Genomic DNA, 20726 nt, shown 5'->3' with positions numbered 1-20726 from the left:
CAGCGCAGCACCATCATAACGGATGCTCCTGCCCCCACCATCATACGGCTAAAGTAGAGGCCGCTGTCCGGCCGGCTAGGCCCCGGCGATCACCAAGGCTAACTCCACGAACTCCGCCACGCTCAATTGCTCCGCGCGCTTGCCGGCGAAGCGCTCCGGCAGCGGCGCTTTCAGGTCGGGCAGCGGCTTCAGCGCATTGTGCAGGGTCTTGCGCCGCTGGTTGAAGGCGGTCTTCACCACGCGGAAGAAGAGCGCTTCATCGCAGGGCAGCTTCTCCACCGTGTTGCGCTTCAGGCGGATCACGCTGCTGCGCACCTTCGGCGGCGGGATGAAGCTGCCCGGCTCCACATGGAAGAGCAGCTCCGCATCATACCACGCCTGCACGAGCACGCTGGTGATGCCATAGGTCTTGCTGCCATGCGGCGCGCGGATGCGGTCGGCCACTTCCTTCTGGAACATGCCCACCACTTCGGTGCAGCGATCGCGGTGCTCGAGCACCTTGAAGACGATCTGCGTGCTGATGTTGTAGGGGAAGTTGCCCGCTACGGCGAAGCGGCCATCGGTCACGCTATCCGGATCCATGCCCAGGAAATCCGCTTCGCGCACATCGATCCCGGAATAGTGCTCCAGCAGGTAGGGCACCGAATCGCGATCCACCTCAAAGCAGGTGAGCTTGAACTCGCTGCGCGCGAGCAAGTGCTTGGTGAGCGCGCCCGTGCCCGGCCCCACTTCGATAACATGGGTGTAACCGCCATGGCCCGTGAGTCCCTCAGCGACGTTGTGCGCGATGCTGTCCTCCTTCAGGAAGTGCTGGCCCAGGTGCTTCTTCGCGCGAACCTGGCTCATGCGTCATGCACCACTTCCAGCAGGGTGCGGAAGGCGTGGAAACGGCCGCCGAAGCGCTCATGCGCCTCGGCCTGCAAGCGCGGCGCGTGCTCATCGCGGTAGCGTGTATAGTGCTCCATGTCGGCGGCGGCGTACTGCACCGCGTAGGTGATCCCGCCCTCATCATCCGCCAGCACCTTGTGCATGCGGCTATTCATGAACTGCCCGGTAGCCAACACCCGGGGGATGTGCTCGTCCTTCATCCACGCCAGCCAGGCGTCGTGCGCATCGGCGTCGATGCTGATGGTGACGTTGTAGATGATCACGGTTGCGGATGCGGCGGCTTCTTCTCTTCGGGGGCATCGGGCGCATCGCCGCGCAGCCTGCGGTAGCGATCGCGCGCTTCGGGCACGAAGATGCTGCCGCTCTGGTCGAAGATGAGCTTCTCGTAGCAGGCCTTGGCCTTCTCTGTGTCCTTCAGCACGTCCTCGTAGAGCCTGCCGAGGTCGAGCAGCGCATTGTCCACGAGGATGTCGATCGGGAATTGCTCGAGCAGCTTCTCCAGAAGGGTCGCGGCCTCCGTGTACTGGCGGCGGGCCATGGCGATGCGGTAGCGCTCGTAGAGCGCATCGTCGCCGAGGGTGTGCATGGGGAATCCGGCATGGAGCGAATCGAGCGTGAGCAGGGCCTGATCGTAAAGGTGCTGCACGCGCAGGAGCTCGGCGCTCGCGAAGAAGCGCAGGGGCACCTCGTTGCTGTCGGCGCCCAGGGCATCGGTGATCCGCAGGCTGAGCTCGAGGGCATCGTTGGCGATGAGCTTGCTGGTGCTGGCCTTGAGCACCTGCAGCTGCGCTTGCGCCCAGGTGAAATCGCCGGCATAGAAGCTGACCCGGGCATTGCGCAGGCGGGCCTCGTGGCCGAGCGCATCGTGCTTGAAATCGAGGTCAACCTGGCTGAAGAGCAGGGAGGCCTCCCAGATGTCGCCGCTGATCAGGTGCACTTCGCCGAGGTCGAGCTTGATCTCTGCTATCTGCTTCGCATCGATGGCGGGCAGGGCGAGCCCCTCATCGAGCAGGGCGATGGACTCTGCGGGCCGGTTCAGGAAGTATGCCTTCAAGTGGGCGCGCTCGCGCAGCAGCTGAACGGTATGCTTGGCCAGGCCCATGTCGGTGAGCGTGGCCGCCATGCGCTGATCCAGGTCGAGAAGGTCAGCGGGCTGCGGCTCGGGCTGGTTGGTGAGCTGCACGTACCGCGCATGCACGGCACCGGTGCGCGCGCTGAAGTAATTGCCATCGTTCCGGCCGAGCCCGATCACATGGTCGTAGCATTTGAAGGCGATGCCGAAATCCTTGTTGGCCTCGGCGATTCGGGCGAGCTCCATCAGGCGCTCGCCGCCCTCATCGAGCCGCTTGTCCATGGCCTTGGCCTGAACGAAGGCGCCATCGAGGTCCTTCTGCTGGATGAGCATCCAGATGAGCATCTCGGGGAAGATGGCGCGCGAGGGGTCGCGCTGGATGCGGCGCAGCAGCTCGGTGCGGAGGACCTCCGTGCGCGGGTCCGCGGCATCGAACTCGAAGTGGCGCGAGAGGTTGTTCTGCACGGCCTGCGCGTATTGCTCGTTGGCCTCGAGCAGGTCCATGTACGCGGCCACCATCTTCGGCAGGTCACCTCGCAGCCCGTGCAGGTTGGCGATCTCGAAGGCGTAGCCCATGCCGTCCGTGGCGATGCGCTGGCCCTTCTCGTAAGCCGCGAGGGCGAGGTCCGTCTTGTTGTAGGACAGGAAGGCGTTGGCCGTGGCGCGCACGCTGTTCTGATCGCCGCGCATGAGCTTGATGGCGCGCTCGTACTCCTTCTGGGCCTTGTCCTGCTCATCCATCAGCTCCAGCACGCGCCCCATGTCGATGGCGACGCGCGGGTCATCGCTGTTGCGGCGCATGCGGTCCTTCACGAGTTTCTGGGCGGACTCCAGGTCGGGCACACCCATGTGGCTCTTCAGCAGCTGCTCGTAGTAATAGTCCGTCGGCTGCTTCTTGAAGAGTCGCTCATAGTAGAGCACGGCCTTGGTGAAATCGCCCTGCTGGAAGTACTGAGCGGCGAGCTGCTCGTCCGTGCCCGGCTGGGCAAGCAACGGCATGGCTGGGATCGCCGTGAGCAGGGCGAGGATCAGTCGTTTCATGGCGCGTCGGATCCTGCCAGTAGGAGCGCAACGGTATCGCGTCGGTCCCAGGCATGCTGGAGCAAGCGGTAATTATCGATCACGGCATGCACGTTCCCGATCACCGCGGTGTGCCGTTCCTGCTCGGCGCGGATCACGGCGGCCGCCTGCTCGTCCCGGAAGGCGCTGCCGGCGATGTCGGCGCGCAGGAGCCGGAGGCGTTCGGCGGCCTCGATCAGATCGGCCAAGGTGCGCTCGTGATCATCGCCCATGCCCGCTGCATGGCGCAGCGCGAGCCATTGATTGCCCAGGGCTCTCGCATCATCGGGGTACAGGGTATCATTGAATCGTTGCGCGAACAGCGCTGAATCGGCCGCGAGCAGCGAATCAGCCTCGGCATATCGGCCGCGATTGAGCTCGCGCAGGGTGAGCGCTGCGGCTTCGGTGGCTTCGATGAGCTGGTCCACGGCGGTGAGCTGCGCGGGGTCGGGGGCATGCTTGCACGACCCGAGCCCGATGCTGATGAGCAACGCAGTGCCAACGGGGAAGCGCATGCTTGCGGTCATCGTGTGATCATCGCGAAGCCGGTGTAGGGCTGCAGGGCCTGGGGGATCCGGATGCCCTCAGGGCCTTGGTTGTTCTCGAGCAGCGCGGCCACGATCCGTGCCAGGGCCAGTGCACTGCCATTGAGGGTGTGCGCCAGCCGGGGCTTCCCGTTCTCATCGCGGTAGCGCAGCTTCAAGCGGTTGCTCTGGAAAGTCTCGAAGTTGCTGATGCTGCTCACCTCGAGCCAGCGCTGCTGGGCAGCACTGAACACTTCCATGTCGTAAGTCATGGCGCTGGAAAAACCCATGTCGCCGCCGCAGAGCAGGAGCTGTCGGTACGGCAATTCCAACGCGCGCAGGAGCCCTTTCACGTGTTCCACCATCTGCTCGAGCGCGGCGAAACTGTTCTCGGGCTTCTCCACGCGCACGATCTCCACCTTATCGAACTGATGCACGCGATTGAGGCCGCGCACATGGGCGCCGTAGCTGCCGGCCTCACGGCGGAAGCACGGCGTGTAGCCCACGTTCTTGATCGGGAGCCGATCCGCTTCGATGATCTCGTCGCGGTAGAGGTTGGTGATGGGCACTTCGGCAGTGGGGATGAGGTACAGATCGTCCACGGTGGCGTGGTACATCTGGCCCTCTTTGTCGGGCAGCTGGCCCGTGGCGAAGGCGCTGTCGGCGTTCACCAGATGGGGAGGGATGATCTCGCGATAACCAGCCTCGGTGGCCTTGTCGAGGAAGAAGGCAATGAGTGCGCGCTGCAAGCGGGCACCCTGTCCGCTGTACACCGGGAAGCCCGCGCCGGTGAGCTTCACGCCCAGGTCCATGTGCAGGAAGCCGTACTCCTCGCCCAGTTCCCAGTGCGGCTTGGCGTGGGGCCCGAGGTCCGGGATCGCTCCTTCCTGCATCACAACGGTATTGTCCTCCGGCGTCTTTCCCGCTGGCACCTTGGCGTTCGGGGCATTGGGCAGGGTCACCAGGTGGTCGCGCAAGGACTGTTCGCAGGCCTCGAGCTTTTCGCGCAATGCCGGGATACCGGCCTTCAGCTCCGTGCTCTTGGATTTGGCGGCCTCGGCTTCTTCCTTCCTGCCGGCCTTCATCAGTTCGCCCACGCTCTTGCTAAGACTGTTCAGCTCGGCTTGTTTGCCATCGAGCTCGGTCTGGGTGGCGCGCCGGGCATAATCCAGTTCGCGCACGCGGTCAAGCGCGGCCTTCGCATCGATGTTGCGCTTCGCCAACCGCTGTTCGGCTTCGTCACGGTTCTCACGCAGGTAATTCAGTTCGAGCATTCGGCGGTCGGGTTCGTGGCCAAAGGTATCGGTAGCGGCAGCCGTGTCATTTCAAGCCGAAGCCCCTCCACCAAGGCGGAAGGGCTTCGCGTATTCCGAGGGACGGACGATCAGTCGGCCTTGGGGGCGGGCTCAACGCTCACTACGCTGCGGTCGCCGCGCTTCTTCTGGAACTTCACGGTGCCATCGGCGAGGGCGAAGAGCGTGTGATCCACGCCGATGCCTACGTTCTTGCCGGGGTGGTGCTTGGTGCCGCGCTGGCGCACGATGATGTTGCCGGCGATGGCTGCGCTGCCGCCGAAAATCTTCACGCCGAGTCGCTTCGAGTGCGATTCGCGGCCGTTCTGGGTACTGCCTTCACCTTTCTTGTGTGCCATGGCGATGGGGTTGTTGTCATTCCGGGCTTGACCCGGAATCGCGTTGGTCTATGCGTTTACTTCTTCTTGGGGGCCGCCTTCTTCGCGGCGGCTTTCTTCACCGGAGCCTTCTTGGCCGGCTTGGCTTCGACCGCTTCGGCCTTCACTGCTGCTTTCTTGGCCTTCTTCACGGGTGCAGCCACGGCCTTCGGCTTGGGGGCGCTGCTCTTGCTGGCGTCGAACTTCTCGCCCTTGCCCAGGATCGCCTCGATCCAGAGCTCGGTGAGGTATTGCCGATGGCCATTCATCTTCTGGTAGCCCTTACGGCGCTTCTTCTTGAAAACCAGGACTTTGTCGCCCTTGCCATGGCTCAGCACCTTGGCGGCTATGCGAACACCCTCCACGTTCGGGGTGCCCACGCTCACGGTCTTGCCATCGCTCACGAGCAGCACGTTATCCAACTCCACATGCTTGCCCTCCTCGGCTTCGAGGCGGTGCACTTTCAGCTTCTGGGCCTGCTCAACCTTGTATTGCTGGCCTGCGATGTTCACGATGGCGTACATGGATTCCGGAAATGGGCTGCGAATGTAGGTTGATCGGTTGGATTGACAAATAAGCCATTCATATGCATGGGGGGGGTGAGGGGCCCTCTCAATCCGCAAACCCCAGCGAGCCGAGGCTGCGAACCCTTGTTAACCCGGGCCGCCATCCGCCCAAGCGGCGACTAACATTGCGGGCATGGGACGCCGCGCCATCGGCACGCTGATGCTCCTGGCCACGCTGAGCGTGGTGGGCGTGGTGCTCATCCAGCTGATCTGGCTGCGGCAATCGTCGCAATACCGCCAGGAGCAGGTGGCGCTCAACAAGGAGCAGGCCTCGCAGCTCGAGAAGCAGTTCAACGACCGGGTGGTGATGGCCCTGAGCGACGTCACGGAGCAGATCCTCACCATCAACAAGGACAGCACCGATCTGTACGACGCCGTGAAGCAGGTCCGGCCCAACTACTTCGCCGTCACCATCAACGACACGCTGCACCCCTACCTGCTCGAAGCCCTGCTCCGCAAGGAGTTCAGCCGGCGGCACATCGAGGACGATTTCGAGTACGGCATCTACGACTGCTTCACTGACAGCATCGTGTACGGGAACTACGTGACACAGGACACGGCCGGCAGCGACACCATGCCGCACAGCGAATTGCCCGCGCTCGACAAGGACGGCCACTACTTCGGCGTGTACTTCCCCACCCGGCAGAGCACCTTGTGGGATGAGGACGGCGATACGGGCTGGACCTGGATCTTCCCGATGGTGGTGACGCTGATCGTCTTCGGCTTCTTCGCCTACAGCGTATGGGTGATCATGCGGCAGAAGCGCCTGAGCGAGATGAAGAACGACTTCATCGGCAACATGACGCACGAGCTGAAGACGCCCATCAGCACCATCGCCTTGAGCGCGGAGGTGATCGGCGACCCGGCCATCGTGCAGGAACCCGAGCGGCTGCGCGAGTACGCCCGCATCATCCGCAGCGAGAATGAGCGCCTGCGCACGCAGGTGGAGCGCGTGCTGCAACTGGCCACGCTCGACAAGGACACGATCAAGATGAAGCGTGAAACCGTGGACATGCACCAGGTGGCCAGTGCCGCCGCAGAGAGCATCAAGCTGCCCGCGCAGGAGCGTGACATGCGCGTGGAGCTCCACCTGGATGCCGCCATCAGCACCGTTGCCGGCGATCGCGTGCACCTCACGAACGCCGTCTTCAACCTGCTTGACAACGCCGTGAAGTACGGCAAGCCCGGCACTGCCATCGAGGTGCGCAGCAGCCAGCGAGGCAACGAATTGCTGCTCTCGGTGAAGGACGAGGGCATCGGCATCCGCAAGGAAGACCAGCGCCATGTGTTCGAGCGTTTCTACCGCGTGCCCACCGGCAACGTCCACGATGTGAAGGGCTTCGGCCTGGGGCTCCACTACGTGCAGCAGATCGCCTTCGCGCACGGCGGCGGCGTGAGCGTGCGCAGCGAGCTTGGCAAGGGCAGCATATTCACCTTATCACTACCCTTGAACCAGTCATCATGAGCGACAAACCCACCATCCTCCTGGTCGAGGACGACCAGAACCTCGGCTTCGTGGTGCAGGATGCCCTGAAGCGCAAAGGCTACACGGTGCATCTGGCGCGCGATGGCAAGGAAGGGCTGAAGAAATTCAATGAGCACCCGTACGACCTGTGCGTGCTCGACGTGATGCTGCCCGGCAAGGACGGCTTCAGCCTCGCCGAGGACATCCGCTTGGTGAACGCGCAGGTGCCCATCGTCTTCCTCACGGCCAAGAGCCAGACCGATGATCGCATCGCGGGCTTCAAGGCCGGCGGCGACGACTACCTCACCAAGCCCTTCAGCCACGAAGAGCTGCTGCTGCGCATCGAGGCCATCCTGCGCCGCACCATGGGCAAGAGCGACGATGCCCGCGACCGCGAGCGCTTCGAGCTGGGCGACTTCACCTTCGATTACCGCAACCTGATGCTGAGCCACCCCAACGAGGAGCGCAAGCTCACGCGCAAGGAGGCCGACGTGCTGCGCTTGCTTTGCCTGCATGCCGAACAAGTGCTGCCGCGCGAACTGGTGCTCAACATGGTCTGGGGCGACGACACCTACTTCCTCGGCCGCAGCCTCGATGTCTTCATCAGCCGCCTGCGCAAGTACCTGAAGCCTGATCCCAAACTGCAGATCGTGAACGTGCACGGCGTGGGCTTCAAGCTGGTGGTGGATAAGGCGTGATGCCTAGTGCCGTGACGGGCATCCGTGCTTCGCACTGCCCGTCCGTGAAGGGCATTCGTCACCTTCGCCCCCATGCCTGGCCTCTTCCTAGCCATTGCCTGGTTCGCACTGCTGCTGTACGGCATGCGGCGCGTGCGCTTCTTCCGCGATGCGCCGGGCCTGCCTATGCGGGCAGTGGCAACGCTATTCGCGCTGAAAGCCGTTGTGGGGGCAGCGGTGTGGGCCGTTTACACCTACGCGTATCCCGACCGTGGCACCGCAGACATCTTCAAGTACTTCGACGACAGCCGCGTGCTGCACGAAGCGCTCTTCACGCGCCCCGGTGACTGGTTCCGCATGCTCTTCGGCATCGGCAACGACACGCCCTGGTTCACCGATGCCTACTACAGCCAGATGAACCACTGGGTGCGCCGCTGGGACTCCGGCCTGCACAACGACGCGCACACCATGATCCGCTTCAATGCGGCGCTTCGCCTGGTCTCCTTTGGGCACTACCCCGTGCATGCCGTGTTCGCTGCGGCCGTGAGCCTCACAGGAGCGCTGGCGCTCTATCGCGCGCTGGAGCCGCTGGTGCGCAATGCACGGCGCGGGTTGGCGATCACGGTCTTCCTCTGGCCCAGCGTGCTGTTCTGGGGCAGCGGCGTGCTGAAGGAATGCCTGCTCCTGCTCGGTCTCGGCTTCGTGCTGCTCGCAGCGATCGGCCCTTGGTCGCGAGCACTCGATCCCCGCCGTGTGGTGGTGCTGGTGCTCGGCTCGGTGCTCATGGGACTCGTGAAAGCGTACGTGCTGCTCTGCCTGTTGCCGCCACTCATCGCTTTTGCATGGTGCCGATGGAAACCGGGCCGCACGGGATGGAAGTTCCTCGTCGTGCATGTCGCGCTTGTGAGCACTGCTCTGCTCTTCGGCCAACTGATGCCACAGGCCGATCCCTTCTATATCCTCGCGATGAAGCAGAGTGACTTCATCGGCCTCACGCGGGAAGTGCCCACCGGCAGTTTCATCGACCTGCCCATTCTAGAGCCGAATGCCCGGAGCTTCGTGGCCAACGCGCCGCATGCGCTCGCCAACGCTTTCCTCAGTCCCTTCGCTGTGCTCGGCAACGGGCCCCTCGCGTGGGTAGGCGCACTGGAGAGTGCCCTGCTTGTGGCCGCGCCGCTGCTTGCGCTCAGGCGACGTCGCCCGTGGAGCGCGATCAATCGACCCGCGCTGTTCTTCGCCCTAGCGTTCATCATGCTGCTCGCGCTGCTGATCGGCTGGACCGTGCCCGTGGTGGGTGCGCTGGTGCGGTATCGCGTGCCGCTCCTTCCGTTCGTCGGTTTAGTCGCTTTGCTCTTGGTCGATCCCGCTCGCCTTCCTTCGCGCCTGCGCACCTTCATCGCTCCATGAAACGACTGCTCCCCTTCCTCCTGCTCCCCTTCCTCCTGCTCCTCGCCGCCTGCGGATACCGCGACCGTGATGCCGATCTGGTGGTGCATAACGCCGTGATCCACGCCCTTGATGAAACAGACTCCGTGCATCAGGCCATGGCGATCAAGGATGGCCGCATCATCGAGCTCGGACCGGAGCATCGGATCCGCAACCGCTACAGCACCAAGGCCACCTACGATGCCGCCGGACAGCACATCTATCCTGGCTTCACCGATGGCCATTGCCATTTCTACGGCTACGGCCTCAATAAGCAGAAGGTCGATCTGCAGGGCGTGGGCGATTGGGAAGAGGCGCTCGCACGGATCGAAGCCTACGATAAGGCGCATCCCGGACAAGGTTGGATCCTGGGCCGTGGCTGGGACCAGAACGATTGGCCTGTGAAGGAATACCCGGACAATGCCAGGCTCAATGCGCTCTTCCCGGACCGGCCGGTGCTCATGCAGCGGATCGATGGCCACGCGGCGGTGGTGAATGATGCCGCGCTGCGTGCTGCGGGGATGGATCCCGAACGCGCGGTCGAGGGCGGCTTGATGCTGAAGCGCGATGGCCGCTTCACCGGCGTGCTGATTGACAACGCGGTGAGCGTGTTCCAACCAATCATGGAACAGGCCGATGAGGCCACCAAACGCCAGGCCCTGCTCGATGCGCAGCGCGACTGCTTCGCCGTGGGACTCACGATGGTGCACGATGCCGGCCTCGATCCCGGCACCATCGACCTGATCAAGCGCATGCAGGAGGAAGGCGCGCTGAAGATGCGCGTGTATGCCATGGTCACCGACTCCGCGCCCTACCTGGAGCAGTTCGCGCGCAGCGGGCCGATCGCCACCGACCGGCTCACCGTGCGCAGCGTGAAGGTCTATGCTGATGGCGCGCTGGGATCGCGCGGCGCCTTGCTGAAGCGGCCCTATCACGACCAGCCGGGGCACCATGGACTGCAGCTCGCATCGCGCGATCACTTCCGCGAAGTGGCGCGGTGGTGCATGGAGCACGGCTTCCAGATGAACACGCATTGCATCGGCGACAGCGCCAATAAGCTGCTGCTCGATGTGTGCGGCGAAGTGCTCGGCGGCAGCAACGACAAGCGTTGGCGGATCGAGCACGCGCAAGTGGTGAGCCCTGCGGACCACGCACTCTTCGCGCAGTACAGCATCATCCCCAGCGTGCAGCCCACGCACGCCACGAGCGATGGCCCCTGGGCCGTTGACCGACTGGGCGAGGCGCGCATCCGCGACGCCTACGCCTATGAGGCGCTGAGCAGCATCATGGGCCTGGTGGCGCTTGGCACCGATTTCCCTGTGGAGGGCATCGACCCGCTGCAGACCTACCGCAGCGCCGTGCTGCGACAGAGCGCCGATGGCTGGCCCGAAGGCGGATACCAGATGGCCAATGCGCTCTCGCGCTCTGATGCCCTGCGCGGAATGACCATCTGGAACGCGATCGCCGCATTCCGCGAAGAGGATCTCGGCACCTTGCAGGTCGGCAAGCGAGCCGATTTCACCGTGGTGAACATCGATCTGGAGCAAGCGCCGGCAGAGGCCCTGCGCCAGGCGAAGGTGGTGGCCACTTGGATCGAGGGCGAGAAGGTGTTCGGGAGGTAGGGCCTCTAGCCCATCACTTTCGCAAGCAATTCGCGCAGCAGCTCGCCATGGTCGGCGCCATCGCCGCCGAGGCCCTTGCTGCGCAGGTCGCAGGCGCGCAGGTGCCGCTGCGCCTCCACTACCCTGCCCAACGAGTAGTTGCGTGCCTGCGCGAGATAGTCCTTGAGGAAATAGGGATTCACCTTCATGGCGGCGGCCATTTCCTGCTGCGGCCGGCCTTGCAGCTGATGCACCATGGCCAGCTTGCTGAAGAAATTGTTGAGCGCGCCGATCGTGAGCGGCAAAGGGTTCTCCTTGGGATTGGCCGCGAAGTGATTGGCGATGCGCTGCGCCTTCGCGGCGTCGCGCGCGCCGATGGCGTTCTGCAGCTCGAATACGTTGTAGTCCTTGCTGATGCCAACGAAACGCTGGATCACCTCGCTGGTGATGGCGCCTCCTTCCTCAGTGACCAGGCAGAGCTTCTCCACCTCCTTCACGGCCTTGCCCAGGTCGCTGCCCAGGTGGCTAGCCAGCAATTGCGCTTCGGCTGCGCCGAGCTTGCGCTTCTGGCCCTTGGCGAATCCCACGAGCACCTCCGGCAGTTTCTCCTCACGGAGCTTGTCGCTGGTGAGCACGGCGGCACCGCCCTTCTGCGCGGTCTTCAGGATGCTCTTGCGCCCATCGATCTTCTTGTGCTTGTAGCACAGCACGAGGACCGTTGTGGGCGTGGGCTTGGCGAGGTAGGGCTCGAGCTTCTCCACCTGATCGATGCGCCAGGCCTGCAGCTCGCGCACGATCACCAATTGGCGCTCGGCCATCATGGGGTAGCGCAGGCACACATCCTTCAGCTGATCGGCGTCGGTATCGCGCGCATAGAGGATGGTCTGGTTGAAGTCGCGCTCGTGCTCCTGCAAGGCCAAGCGCTCCACTTCCTCCGCGATGCGGTCGATGAAGAAGCCCTCTTCGCCGTGCAGGATGTACACCGGGCGGAAGGTGCCGCCGCGGAGCTCCGCCATGAGCTTCTTATAGTCGTCGATGGTGGAGGCGGCAGCCATTCAGGGAATTGGAAAGATGGAAGATGAAAGTTGAAACGAACTCACTCTCGCCAGAAGATCGTTGGAAACCGGAGGCCGTTTCATCGCTCAGTTCTCACATTCCAGCTTTTCATCGGTCACTCGAACCTCAGGTGCTTCACGCTGCGCCCGCCGTTGATGATCTCGCGCAGGCTCTCGATGCCCACCTTCACGTGCGTCTCCACGAAACCGGTGGTCACCTTGGCATCGCTGGCGCTGGTCTTCACGCCCCAAGGCACCATGGGCTGATCGCTCACGAGCAGCAGCGCGCCGGTGGGGATCTCGTTGGCGAAGCCGGTCATGAAGAGCGTCGCGGTCTCCATGTCGATGGCCATCGCGCGCAAGAGCCTGAGGCGCTCCTTGAAGGCCTCGTCGTGCTCCCATACACGGCGGTTCGTGGTGTACACGCTGCCGCTCCAGTAGTCGAGCTCCATGTCGCGGATCACGTGGCTCACGGCGCGGTGGATCATGAAGCTGGGCAAAGCGGGGAGCTCAGGCGGGAAGTAATCCGTGCTTGTGCCCTCGCCGCGGATAGCCGCGATGGGGAGCACGAGGTCGCCGAGCTGGTTCTTCTTCTTCAGCCCCCCGCACTTGCCGAGGAACAGCACCGCTTCGGGGTTCACGGCGCTGAGAAGGTCCATGAGCGTGGCGGCGTTGGGGCTGCCCATGCCGAAGTTGATCATGGCCATGTCATCGGCCACGGCCACCTTCATGGCCTTGTCCTTTGACACCACCTGCGCACCGGTGAGCTGGCAGAAGATATCGAGGTAGTTGTCGAAGTTGGTCAGGAGCAGGTGCTTCCTGAAGTCGGCCGCTTCGATTCCGGTATAACGCGGCAGCCAGTTGGCGACGATCTCTTGCTTGGTGCGCACTTTTGCGGGGATGAGCGAATCGGGATCACCTGCCTTGGCGCTGCCCGACCACGGGGTCAAAACTAGGCATGGTGCCGATGGCGATCAGATCTTCGACCCGATCCGCCGGAAGTGGGTGGCGCTGTTGCCCGAGGAATGGGTGAGGCAGCACTTCATCAATTTCCTCATCCACGAGAAAGGCTGCCCGGCCTCCTTGATCGCCGTGGAGCGGCAGCTCATGCTGAATGGGCTGAGCAAGCGAGCTGATATCATGGTGCATGCGGCCGATGGAAGGCCTGTGGCAATCGTGGAATGCAAGGCGCCCGGCGTGGCGGTGGCACAAACGGTGTTCGAGCAGGCCGCGCGCTACAACACCGTTTTCAAGGTGAATTGGCTCATTGTCACCAACGGCATGCGGCACTACTGCTGCCGGATCGACCATTCCAAGGGAAGCGTGGAATTCGTGGTGGAGATCCCGGACCATGCCGGGCTATGCGCGCCCTGATCGCCGATACCTTCGTGCCATGCTGAACCGCTACGCCCTTGCATTCGCGCTCGCGCTTCCGACCATCGGCTACTCGCAAGACCCACAAGCTGCAGGCCAGCGGTCCCGCCGCGTGAAGATGGACATGCTGCTCGACCATCACCTGCGCCAGCCGCATGCTCCGGATGAGATGATCGACCTCTACATCCACGGATCGGTGGACGCCGTTTCGCACGCTTTGCGAGGATCCGGTGGCGAAGTGAAGATGAGCTTGGGCCGTTTGGTGAGTGCCCGCATGCCCGTGGCGAACGTGCGCGCGCTGGCCGAGCATCCCGCCATCGTGCGCTTCGAGTGGGGCGGCGACCGCATGAGCTACCTCGGCGACAGCATGCGGGTGAAGGCGCGCGTGAACCAGGTGCATGCGGGGGTGGCACCCTTGCCGCAGGGCTACGATGGAACGGGAGTGATCATTGGCTTCATCGATGATGGCCTGGGCATCGATCACCCGGACTTCCGCACTGCCGATAACACTACGCGCGTGCTGCACTACTGGGATCAAGGGCTCACTGGAAGCGGGGCGCCGCCTGAGTTCGGGTACGGCCGCGAGTGGAATAAGGCGCAAATCGATGGTGGGCAACTGGCCAGCGATTTCAATGGATCGGTGCACGGCAGCACGGTTGCGGGCACTGGTGCAGGCGACGGCAGCGCGAACGGCCGGCACAAGGGCGTGGCGCCGGGCGCCGACCTGATCGTGGTGAAGTACAGCAGCGGGTCCGACTTCCGCGCGCGCGTGGCCGATGCTGTGAAGTACATATTCGACCGTGCCGATGCTGAAGGCAAGCCTGCGGTGGTGAATGCCAGCTTGGGAACGTACAGCGGATCCCACGATGGCCTCGATGCCTCGGCGCTGCTCATCGACAGCCTGATCAACGCGCGGCGCGGCCGCTTCCTGGTGTGCGCCGGCGGCAATACCGGGTCCCAATTCCCCTACCACGTGCGCACGCAAGTGGGGGCCGACACCAGCTTCACCTGGTTCACCACCAACGCCAACGGGCTCGATTTCAATGTGTTCCCCTACCCGAACCTGTTCTTCGAGCTCTGGGCCGACCTCGATGATTTTGAGAACGTGCAGTATGCCATCGGCGCCGACCGCGTGGCGCCCACCCTGCAGTTCCGCGGGCGCACCGCCTTCCACAATGTGGCGCAGAACCTGGGCACCACCATCACCGAACCGCTCATCGGCGCCAGTGGCAACACCCTGGGCACCGTGGAGTTCCTGGCCTTGCCACGCGGCGAGCAGGTGCAGATGCAGATCCGCATCGCGTCGCCCGACAGTGCCGACTACCTCTGGCGATTCATGTCCACCGGCAGCGGGCGCCACGACATCTGGACGCTGACAACCGTGACCGCCACCAGCAACGTGATCGGGCCCGCGCTCGCGGCACCTTTGGGACTGCCCTTCCCCACGCCCGCTGAATACCCGGCCATGGCGCATTACGTGCAGCCGGACAATCTCTCGCACATCGTCGATAGCTGGGCCTGCTCCCCGCGAACGCTCACCACGGCGAACTATTGGAACCAGAAGGAGTACCAGCCCTGCGCCGGTGCGTACATCAACGCGCCCATCGAGCCTTATACGATCAGCAGCGGCAGCAGCATGGGCCCTACGCGCGACGACCGCTACAAGCCCGATATCGCAGCCCCTGGCGATGTGACCATGGCCGCCGCTCCCATGGCGATCATCAGCAACTGGAGCAGCACCAACGCCGACAAGATGGATGAGCTGTGCATGCATGTGCGCAACGGTGGCACTAGCATGGCTTCGCCTGTCGTGGCAGGCGTGGCGGCACTCTACCTGCAGAAGTGCCCCAGTGCTGATTGGCAGCAGGTGCGCAATGCGATCATCAGCACCGCATGGGGCGATGCGCTCACCGGCACCCTGCCCAACAACAGCTTCGGCTATGGCCGTGTGCATGCCTTCGATGCGCTGGTGGCCTCGAACATGCCGCCGATCACCATTACGGCGAGCGACGATGAGATGTGCTCGAACGAGACGGTGGAAGTGAGCGCTCCCGCAGGCTATGATGCCTATGTGTGGAGCAACGGCGCCACCGGAAATCCATTGGATTACACCGGCGCCGGACCGCTCACCGTTTCGGCGGCCACCGCAACCGGCTGCGCTGCGAGCAATGCGCTCGCCTTTGATCTGCTGCCCGCCCCGAACACACCCACCATCATGGTCGATGGAGGATTGCTCACCAGCAGCGCGGGACCGAGCTACCAGTGGTTCTTCAATGGCATGCCGGTGAACGGCGCCACCGGCCCCACTCTCTGGGCCGGCCAGGTGGGCGACTACACCGTGGAGCACACGGCGGCCAACGGCTGCAGCGCGATGAGCGCGCCAGTGAACATCACCGTGTTGGGCGTGAATGAGAGCGAAGCACGAGGCTTCGCGGCGTGGCCCTCTCCTGCGCGCGATGCACTTACGGTGCAGGTGCCCGAATCGACCGGATCAGTGACCATCGAGCTGATCGATGGCGGCGGCCGCATCGCTTTGCGTGAGCAACGCGCGGCGAGCATGCAGCATACCCTTTCAATAGAGGCCTTGTCGCCAGGCACCTACACGCTATTGGTGAAGGCCGATGTCACCATCTGGACGTCACGTGTACTGCGAATGCACGACTAATTGGAAGGGCGCAATGGAAGCGTCGGGCTATCCTCAAGCCGACCTGGTGATTGGTCGTGTGCACCTGCCTCAGAACGAGGGGCAGCCGATAGCCCGGCAACGCAACCGGAATACGAAGGGGAAGCGTTTCGATAGGTAGTACCGTTTACGTTCTTCCGCAGCTGCTAGGGGGTCGGTTGATTCCTTCTCCGCCCAGCAGCGCCCGCCGTCCCGTGCTCTCTGTTCCGAAACAAAAATCGGCGCATGACTGCGCGGCAAGGGCGATTGCTCCGTTGGAGCCGGATCGGTCGGCGTGCGCTGGGCCGACGCCGTGCTGAGGCTCAAGGCCGCGAGCGCCGCGAATGCTCCGCGCATCAGATCGCGCGGCATGGCGGGCAGGGTGATCTCGATCAAGTCGGGCTCCACTTGTTCCAAGCGGAAGTGGCCGCAGGTGCTCGGATGCTCTGCGAACCACGCGCGCAGGTCGGCATCCTTCCACGCCGTGAAGTCGATCACCGGCTTGGCGCACGATCCGCAGAACCGGTTGCCATCGGGCTGGGGCCGCATGTCCTCCCAGCGTTGCGGGCAGGAAAAGCGCATGCCATTGAACGTAGCGGAATGCTTGGCCATGCAGATCGGTCCGGCTCCAAGACGCGCGTGAGAATGGAAGGATGCCGCAGCGATGCGGACTACCTTGCACGGCAATCACGAGACCATGAGACCAGCATTGCTCCTGTTCGGCTTGATGGCCCAGTTCACGCTCCTGGCGCAGCAGCCGCGCTATGCCCGTGCGCGCATCGCGCTCGATTCGCCCGCTGGTGGCATCGCGCGATTGGCAGCTTTGGGACTGGCCATTGATCATGCGGTGGTTGAGCCGGGAATCGCCATCACCGCTGAGCTCTCCGAGCAGGAGCTGGCCATCGCGCGGGCGCACAACTTCCCGGTAGAGGAGCTGATTGCTGATGTACGGACCTTCTACCGGGAACGCGCGGATGAAGAGCCCTTGATCGCACCGCGCGGCGGGCAATCGTGCAACGCCGTGCTATACTACCCCACGCCGCAGCACTTCTCGCTCGGCAGCATGGGCGGCTATTTCACGTGGGAGGAGATGCAAGCCCAGCTCGATGCCATGCGCGCGGCATATCCTCAGTTGATCACGGAGAAGGACAGCATCGGTGCCACGCACGAGGGAAGGCCGATCCACCTGGTGCGCATGAGCAACAATGCCGATGTGGACCAGGACAAGCCCGAGCTGCTCTACACCGCGCTGCATCACGCGCGTGAGCCGGTGAGCCTTTCGCAGCTCATCTTCTTCATGTGGCATCTGCTTGAGAACTACGGCACCGATGCAGAAGCCACCTACGTGCTCGACCACTTCGAACTCTGCTTCGTGCCGTGCATCAATCCGGATGGTTACGTGTACAATGCGACCACCGATCCCGATGGTGGCGGCATGTGGCGGAAGAACCGACGCGACAACGGCAACGGAAGCTTCGGCGTGGATCTGAATCGGAACTACGCGCAAGGCTGGGGCATCGATGATCAAGGATCCTCAGGAAACAGCAGCAGCGATGTGTACCGTGGTCCATCCGCCTTCTCCGAACCGGAGACGCAGGCCATCCGCGACCTCTGCAACGCGCATGAGTTCAGCGTGGCCCTCAACTACCACGCCCACGGCAACCTGCTCATTTACCCGTGGGGCTATGGCTTCGACCTGTACACGCCCGACAGCGCGCACTTCGTTGCGGCCGGCCTGCATCTCACGCATGACAACCGATACCGCTTCGGCACCGCCAACCAGACGGTGTACTATGTGGTGAACGGCGGCAGCGACGATTGGATGTACGGCGAGCAGCAGACCAAGCCGAAGATCATGAGCTGCACGCCCGAATGCGGCGGTCCGCCCGACTGGTTCTGGCCACCGGTGTGGCGCATCGAGGAGATCTGCCGCGAGAACGTGCGGCACAACCTGCGCGCAGCCGAGCTATGCGGAGTGCTCGCGACAGTGGAGGATCGCGGCGCTGCCTTCGTGTCATCGGCGAATTCCCATGCCCGCTTCGCGATCAGGCGAATCGGCATGGAGCAAGGCCCACTGACCGTAAGCGTAATGCCGGGCACGAACGTGACCAGCGCCGGTGCAGCGATCACTTTCACCGACCTGGGCCTTCCGGAGGTGCGGCTGGATTCCATCGCGATCGCGATCGCTGCCAACGCTCAACCAGGCGATTGGGTCGAGTACGATTTGGTGATCAGCAATGGCGGGCTGTCCGTTACCGAGCATGTGCGCAAGCCATTCGGTGAAGACGTGACGCTCTTCAGCGACGATTGCAGCAGCCTGACGAACTGGAACACGGACCTCTGGGGAATCGAGCCCGCATCTGGGCTGAATGGCGGGGCCTGCATCACGGATTCGCCCTTCACGTTCTATGAGCCGCAAACAGGGAACACCCTCGAGCTGGCCAGCCCGATCGACCTCGGCTACTCGGTGGCGGCGCAGCTCACCTACATGGCCAAATGGGACATCGAGGGCCAGTTCGATGGCGTGCAGGTCTTCGCAAGCGATGATGGCTCCGCTTGGACGCCATTGTGCGGTCGTTTCGCTCACCCCGGTTACCCGGACCAGGGCTCGGGCGAACCGGTGATTGATGGCCAGATGCCGCGCTGGGCATTGGAGGAGATCGACCTCGGCGCGTTCTGCGGCGGGCCGCTTTGGCTCCGCTGGTCCTTCAGCAGCAATGCCGCGCGCCAGCACGATGGCTTCTGGCTCGATGAGGTTCGCGTTATCGGCACGCAGATCAATAGTGCGATCGCCGAACAGGGATCCGGCGCCGGGTTCAGCGTTTGGCCCAATCCCGCAAGTGATGCGCTCGAACTGAGGATCCACTCCACCGATCGTACAGGCGTTGCGCAGCTGATCGACGTCCGTGGCACGCGTGTGCTCGAGGTTCCGGTGCGAGCCGGACAAGCGCGCATCGGCCTTGAGGGGATCGCATCAGGGACCTACGCCGTTCGCTTCCTTGATCCGACCGGCACAGTGATCGGCACTCAACGAGCCGTGGTGCTGCACTGATCGTTCATGAAGGCCCGGGAGCCCTCTACTCGCGCACCACGCGCAAACGCTGGCCCATGCGCGTGAGCTCGATGGTGTAAATGCCCTTGGTGAGCGAACTGATATCGAGCAGCGCGCCGTGCTTGAGCGTGCCGCCCCCGACCAGCAAGCCGCGCGTATCGAGCAGCAGGTATGGCTCATCGCGAGAGAGCGGCGGCTCGATGCGCATGAGTCCCGATGTGGGGTTGGGCACTGCGCGCAGGGCTGATTCCTGGATCGACTCCGGCACCGCATTGCTGCAATCAACATCGAAGAGCGTGACCGTGTTATTGCCGCTGTTGGGGATGCAGATGCGGTTGTTCACGGGGTCGAAGTCGATGTCGGCGGGGTTGTTCAGGCCGGGTACGCCCAGATCCACTCCCGGCTGCGTGAAGGTGGGTTCGTAGCGCGTGATGCGGTCAGGGCTCCATGAGGCCACCAGGAAATTGCCGAGGCAGTCGATCGTGATGCCATCGATGTTGGTGAGCGCAGTGGTAGTGAGCGTGGACATGGCGCCGGTCTCCTTGTTCACCGCGGTGATGGCCGCATTGCTGCCCCAGGCCACCACCACCAAGCGGTCCTGGAACGGATCATACACGATGCCGTTGGGCGTGAACACGGTATTGCTCACCAATGTGGTCACGGTGGAAGGGGGCGTGACCTTGTAGATGCGCTTGGCGGTGAAATCGGTTGCGTAGAGATGCGTGCCATCGGTTGCGAGCCCGTTCAGGAAGGTGCCACCGACCGGGATGGTCGTGATCAGCGCGGCTATGCCGATCTCATAAGCCTTCAACGTACCGCCCGAACATGCCCACAGCACGCCGTCGAGCAGCTCCAAGCCGTAGGGTGCGGGACTGACGGTCACGAAATCGCTCACCGCGCCGGCCTGGGTGCGCACCTTGACCACCCCACCGCTGGTGTTGCTCACGAAGTAGCGGTCGCCGACGGGGTCGTACTCAACGCTCTCCGGGCCGTTGTATTGGGCCATTACACGGGATGAAGCAAGCAGCAGGAAGAGGATGGTCAGGCGCATGGGTTCAACTTCGGCACGCGATGCTAGGAAGACGCGGCTCATGACTCCAGCTTGATCCGACCAACTTGTGCACAGGCCGGATGTGAAGTGACGCCCCGCCGATGATGCAGGCAGCCGTGTTGGGCCAGGGGCTGAACGAACCGGCCCAGAGAGGCGTTAACTATGCGGCATGGGCACTGCGGTCACGCACGGCATCCGGGTATCGGCGCGCGCGCGCTACGAGCCGGCGCACAGCGACCCGAAGCAGGCCCGCCACCTCTTCAGTTACCGGATCACCATCAGCAACCGCGGAAGCGATACGGTTCAACTGCTGCGGCGGCATTGGATCATCCGCGACGCGCTCGCCGGACGGCGCGAGGTGGAGGGCCCAGGTGTGGTGGGCGAGACGCCCGTTCTTTCACCGGGCGAGGAGTTCAGCTACAGCAGTGCCTGCGATTTGCGGGGGGCCTTCGGCCGGATGGACGGCACCTACCTGATGCGGCGAACTGCCGATGGCAGCGAATTCCGGGTGGACATACCCCCCATCCAGCTATCGAGCGACCTGGCCACCAATTGAAGGCCCGATTAACCCTTCCGAAGCAATCCT

The 20726-nt window shown here is 63.6% G+C and carries 19 protein-coding genes; 8 read left to right on the top strand and 11 right to left on the bottom strand.

From position 1 onward, the window contains the following. Window positions 1-75: 75 nt before the first annotated feature. The 7 genes from rsmA to rplU all read right to left on the bottom strand — a co-directional run bounded on the left by rsmA (window position 76) and on the right by rplU (window position 5736). Window positions 76-846, bottom strand: coding sequence for a ribosomal RNA small subunit methyltransferase A (rsmA, locus tag IPM12_06960; GenBank protein ID MBK9147543.1), 771 nt, complete (start codon window positions 844-846; stop codon window positions 76-78). Next, window positions 843-1151 (bottom strand): DUF4286 family protein, encoded by a 309-nt coding sequence (locus tag IPM12_06955; protein MBK9147542.1) that lies wholly within the window; start codon window positions 1149-1151, stop codon window positions 843-845. Before IPM12_06955 ends, rsmA begins: the two co-directional genes overlap by 4 nt. After that, window positions 1148-3001, bottom strand: a complete 1854-nt coding sequence (locus tag IPM12_06950; GenBank protein ID MBK9147541.1) for a tetratricopeptide repeat protein — start codon at window positions 2999-3001, stop codon at window positions 1148-1150. The genes IPM12_06955 and IPM12_06950 overlap by 4 nt, the downstream gene beginning before the upstream one ends. Continuing rightward, window positions 2998-3534 (bottom strand): hypothetical protein, encoded by a 537-nt coding sequence (locus IPM12_06945; protein MBK9147540.1) that lies wholly within the window; start codon window positions 3532-3534, stop codon window positions 2998-3000. The genes IPM12_06950 and IPM12_06945 overlap by 4 nt, the downstream gene beginning before the upstream one ends. A gap of 8 nt (window positions 3535-3542) precedes the next feature. After that, window positions 3543-4817: a serine--tRNA ligase gene (gene serS / locus IPM12_06940; GenBank protein MBK9147539.1), complete on the bottom strand. Its 1275-nt coding sequence runs from the start codon at window positions 4815-4817 to the stop codon at window positions 3543-3545. Between the two features lie 110 nt (window positions 4818-4927). Next, window positions 4928-5194: a 50S ribosomal protein L27 gene (rpmA, locus tag IPM12_06935; protein ID MBK9147538.1), complete on the bottom strand. Its 267-nt coding sequence runs from the start codon at window positions 5192-5194 to the stop codon at window positions 4928-4930. A 56-nt stretch (window positions 5195-5250) separates the two neighbouring features. Then, complete coding sequence (rplU, locus tag IPM12_06930) at window positions 5251-5736, bottom strand: 50S ribosomal protein L21 (GenBank protein ID MBK9147537.1); 486 nt, start codon at window positions 5734-5736, stop codon at window positions 5251-5253. A 175-nt stretch (window positions 5737-5911) separates the two neighbouring features. Here rplU and IPM12_06925 point away from each other — a divergent pair, with 175 nt between their 5' ends. The 4 genes from IPM12_06925 to IPM12_06910 all read left to right on the top strand — a co-directional run bounded on the left by IPM12_06925 (window position 5912) and on the right by IPM12_06910 (window position 10967). Then, window positions 5912-7243, top strand: a complete 1332-nt coding sequence (locus IPM12_06925; protein ID MBK9147536.1) for a HAMP domain-containing histidine kinase — start codon at window positions 5912-5914, stop codon at window positions 7241-7243. Further along, on the top strand, window positions 7240-7941 hold the full coding sequence (locus IPM12_06920; GenBank protein MBK9147535.1) for a response regulator transcription factor: 702 nt from the start codon (window positions 7240-7242) through the stop codon (window positions 7939-7941). The genes IPM12_06925 and IPM12_06920 overlap by 4 nt, the downstream gene beginning before the upstream one ends. Before the next feature lie 72 nt (window positions 7942-8013). Beyond that, window positions 8014-9327, top strand: coding sequence for a hypothetical protein (locus IPM12_06915; GenBank protein MBK9147534.1), 1314 nt, complete (start codon window positions 8014-8016; stop codon window positions 9325-9327). Next, the gene (locus IPM12_06910) at window positions 9324-10967 is read left to right on the top strand and encodes an amidohydrolase (protein ID MBK9147533.1); all 1644 of its coding nucleotides are present in this window, start codon (window positions 9324-9326) and stop codon (window positions 10965-10967) included. The genes IPM12_06915 and IPM12_06910 overlap by 4 nt, the downstream gene beginning before the upstream one ends. Before the next feature lie 5 nt (window positions 10968-10972). Here the strand turns inward: IPM12_06910 and holA are convergent, their stop codons facing one another. After that, window positions 10973-12001, bottom strand: coding sequence for a DNA polymerase III subunit delta (gene holA / locus IPM12_06905; GenBank protein ID MBK9147532.1), 1029 nt, complete (start codon window positions 11999-12001; stop codon window positions 10973-10975). Window positions 12002-12117: 116 nt separating this feature from the next. After that, window positions 12118-12891, bottom strand: coding sequence for an AMP nucleosidase (locus IPM12_06900; GenBank protein ID MBK9147531.1), 774 nt, complete (start codon window positions 12889-12891; stop codon window positions 12118-12120). 10 nt (window positions 12892-12901) lie between these two features. On the opposite strand from IPM12_06900, the gene IPM12_06895 reads away from it, so the two are divergent. Next, window positions 12902-13375 (top strand): type I restriction enzyme HsdR N-terminal domain-containing protein, encoded by a 474-nt coding sequence (locus IPM12_06895; protein ID MBK9147530.1) that lies wholly within the window; start codon window positions 12902-12904, stop codon window positions 13373-13375. Between the two features lie 19 nt (window positions 13376-13394). Continuing rightward, window positions 13395-16040: a S8 family serine peptidase gene (locus tag IPM12_06890; GenBank protein MBK9147529.1), complete on the top strand. Its 2646-nt coding sequence runs from the start codon at window positions 13395-13397 to the stop codon at window positions 16038-16040. 69 nt (window positions 16041-16109) lie between these two features. Here the strand turns inward: IPM12_06890 and IPM12_06885 are convergent, their stop codons facing one another. After that, complete coding sequence (locus IPM12_06885; GenBank protein ID MBK9147528.1) at window positions 16110-16619, bottom strand: hypothetical protein; 510 nt, start codon at window positions 16617-16619, stop codon at window positions 16110-16112. 115 nt (window positions 16620-16734) lie between these two features. Here IPM12_06885 and IPM12_06880 point away from each other — a divergent pair, with 115 nt between their 5' ends. Continuing rightward, complete coding sequence (locus IPM12_06880; protein ID MBK9147527.1) at window positions 16735-19089, top strand: immune inhibitor A; 2355 nt, start codon at window positions 16735-16737, stop codon at window positions 19087-19089. Window positions 19090-19114: 25 nt separating this feature from the next. Here the strand turns inward: IPM12_06880 and IPM12_06875 are convergent, their stop codons facing one another. Beyond that, a complete protein-coding gene (locus tag IPM12_06875; GenBank protein MBK9147526.1) occupies window positions 19115-20140 on the bottom strand; it encodes a hypothetical protein in 1026 nt (341 codons plus the stop codon). 169 nt (window positions 20141-20309) lie between these two features. Here IPM12_06875 and apaG point away from each other — a divergent pair, with 169 nt between their 5' ends. Further along, window positions 20310-20696: a Co2+/Mg2+ efflux protein ApaG gene (apaG, locus tag IPM12_06870; protein MBK9147525.1), complete on the top strand. Its 387-nt coding sequence runs from the start codon at window positions 20310-20312 to the stop codon at window positions 20694-20696. Window positions 20697-20726: the final 30 nt, after the last annotated feature.

Source organism: Flavobacteriales bacterium (assembly GCA_016716605.1).
Classification (GTDB): Bacteria; Bacteroidota; Bacteroidia; order Flavobacteriales_F; family PHOS-HE28; genus PHOS-HE28.
The sequence above is the reverse complement of the archived record's forward strand: the minus strand, read 5'-3'. Positions and strand labels throughout refer to the sequence as shown.

What these genes read in the sequence shown, in the direction of transcription:
- rsmA (MBK9147543.1), bottom strand. Translation starts at nt 846, where the DNA reads ATGAGCCAGGTTCGCGCGAAGAAGCACCTGGGCCAGCACTTCCTGAAG.
- IPM12_06950 (MBK9147541.1), bottom strand. Translation starts at nt 3,001, where the DNA reads ATGAAACGACTGATCCTCGCCCTGCTCACGGCGATCCCAGCCATGCCG.
- IPM12_06945 (MBK9147540.1), bottom strand. Translation starts at nt 3,534, where the DNA reads ATGCGCTTCCCCGTTGGCACTGCGTTGCTCATCAGCATCGGGCTCGGG.
- serS (MBK9147539.1), bottom strand. Translation starts at nt 4,817, where the DNA reads ATGCTCGAACTGAATTACCTGCGTGAGAACCGTGACGAAGCCGAACAG.
- rpmA (MBK9147538.1), bottom strand. Translation starts at nt 5,194, where the DNA reads ATGGCACACAAGAAAGGTGAAGGCAGTACCCAGAACGGCCGCGAATCG.
- rplU (MBK9147537.1), bottom strand. Translation starts at nt 5,736, where the DNA reads ATGTACGCCATCGTGAACATCGCAGGCCAGCAATACAAGGTTGAGCAG.
- IPM12_06925 (MBK9147536.1), top strand. Translation starts at nt 5,912, where the DNA reads ATGGGACGCCGCGCCATCGGCACGCTGATGCTCCTGGCCACGCTGAGC.
- IPM12_06920 (MBK9147535.1), top strand. Translation starts at nt 7,240, where the DNA reads ATGAGCGACAAACCCACCATCCTCCTGGTCGAGGACGACCAGAACCTC.
- IPM12_06915 (MBK9147534.1), top strand. Translation starts at nt 8,014, where the DNA reads ATGCCTGGCCTCTTCCTAGCCATTGCCTGGTTCGCACTGCTGCTGTAC.
- IPM12_06910 (MBK9147533.1), top strand. Translation starts at nt 9,324, where the DNA reads ATGAAACGACTGCTCCCCTTCCTCCTGCTCCCCTTCCTCCTGCTCCTC.
- holA (MBK9147532.1), bottom strand. Translation starts at nt 12,001, where the DNA reads ATGGCTGCCGCCTCCACCATCGACGACTATAAGAAGCTCATGGCGGAG.
- IPM12_06895 (MBK9147530.1), top strand. Translation starts at nt 12,902, where the DNA reads ATGAGCGAATCGGGATCACCTGCCTTGGCGCTGCCCGACCACGGGGTC.
- IPM12_06890 (MBK9147529.1), top strand. Translation starts at nt 13,395, where the DNA reads ATGCTGAACCGCTACGCCCTTGCATTCGCGCTCGCGCTTCCGACCATC.
- IPM12_06885 (MBK9147528.1), bottom strand. Translation starts at nt 16,619, where the DNA reads ATGCGCTTTTCCTGCCCGCAACGCTGGGAGGACATGCGGCCCCAGCCC.
- IPM12_06880 (MBK9147527.1), top strand. Translation starts at nt 16,735, where the DNA reads ATGAGACCAGCATTGCTCCTGTTCGGCTTGATGGCCCAGTTCACGCTC.
- IPM12_06875 (MBK9147526.1), bottom strand. Translation starts at nt 20,140, where the DNA reads ATGCGCCTGACCATCCTCTTCCTGCTGCTTGCTTCATCCCGTGTAATG.
- apaG (MBK9147525.1), top strand. Translation starts at nt 20,310, where the DNA reads ATGGGCACTGCGGTCACGCACGGCATCCGGGTATCGGCGCGCGCGCGC.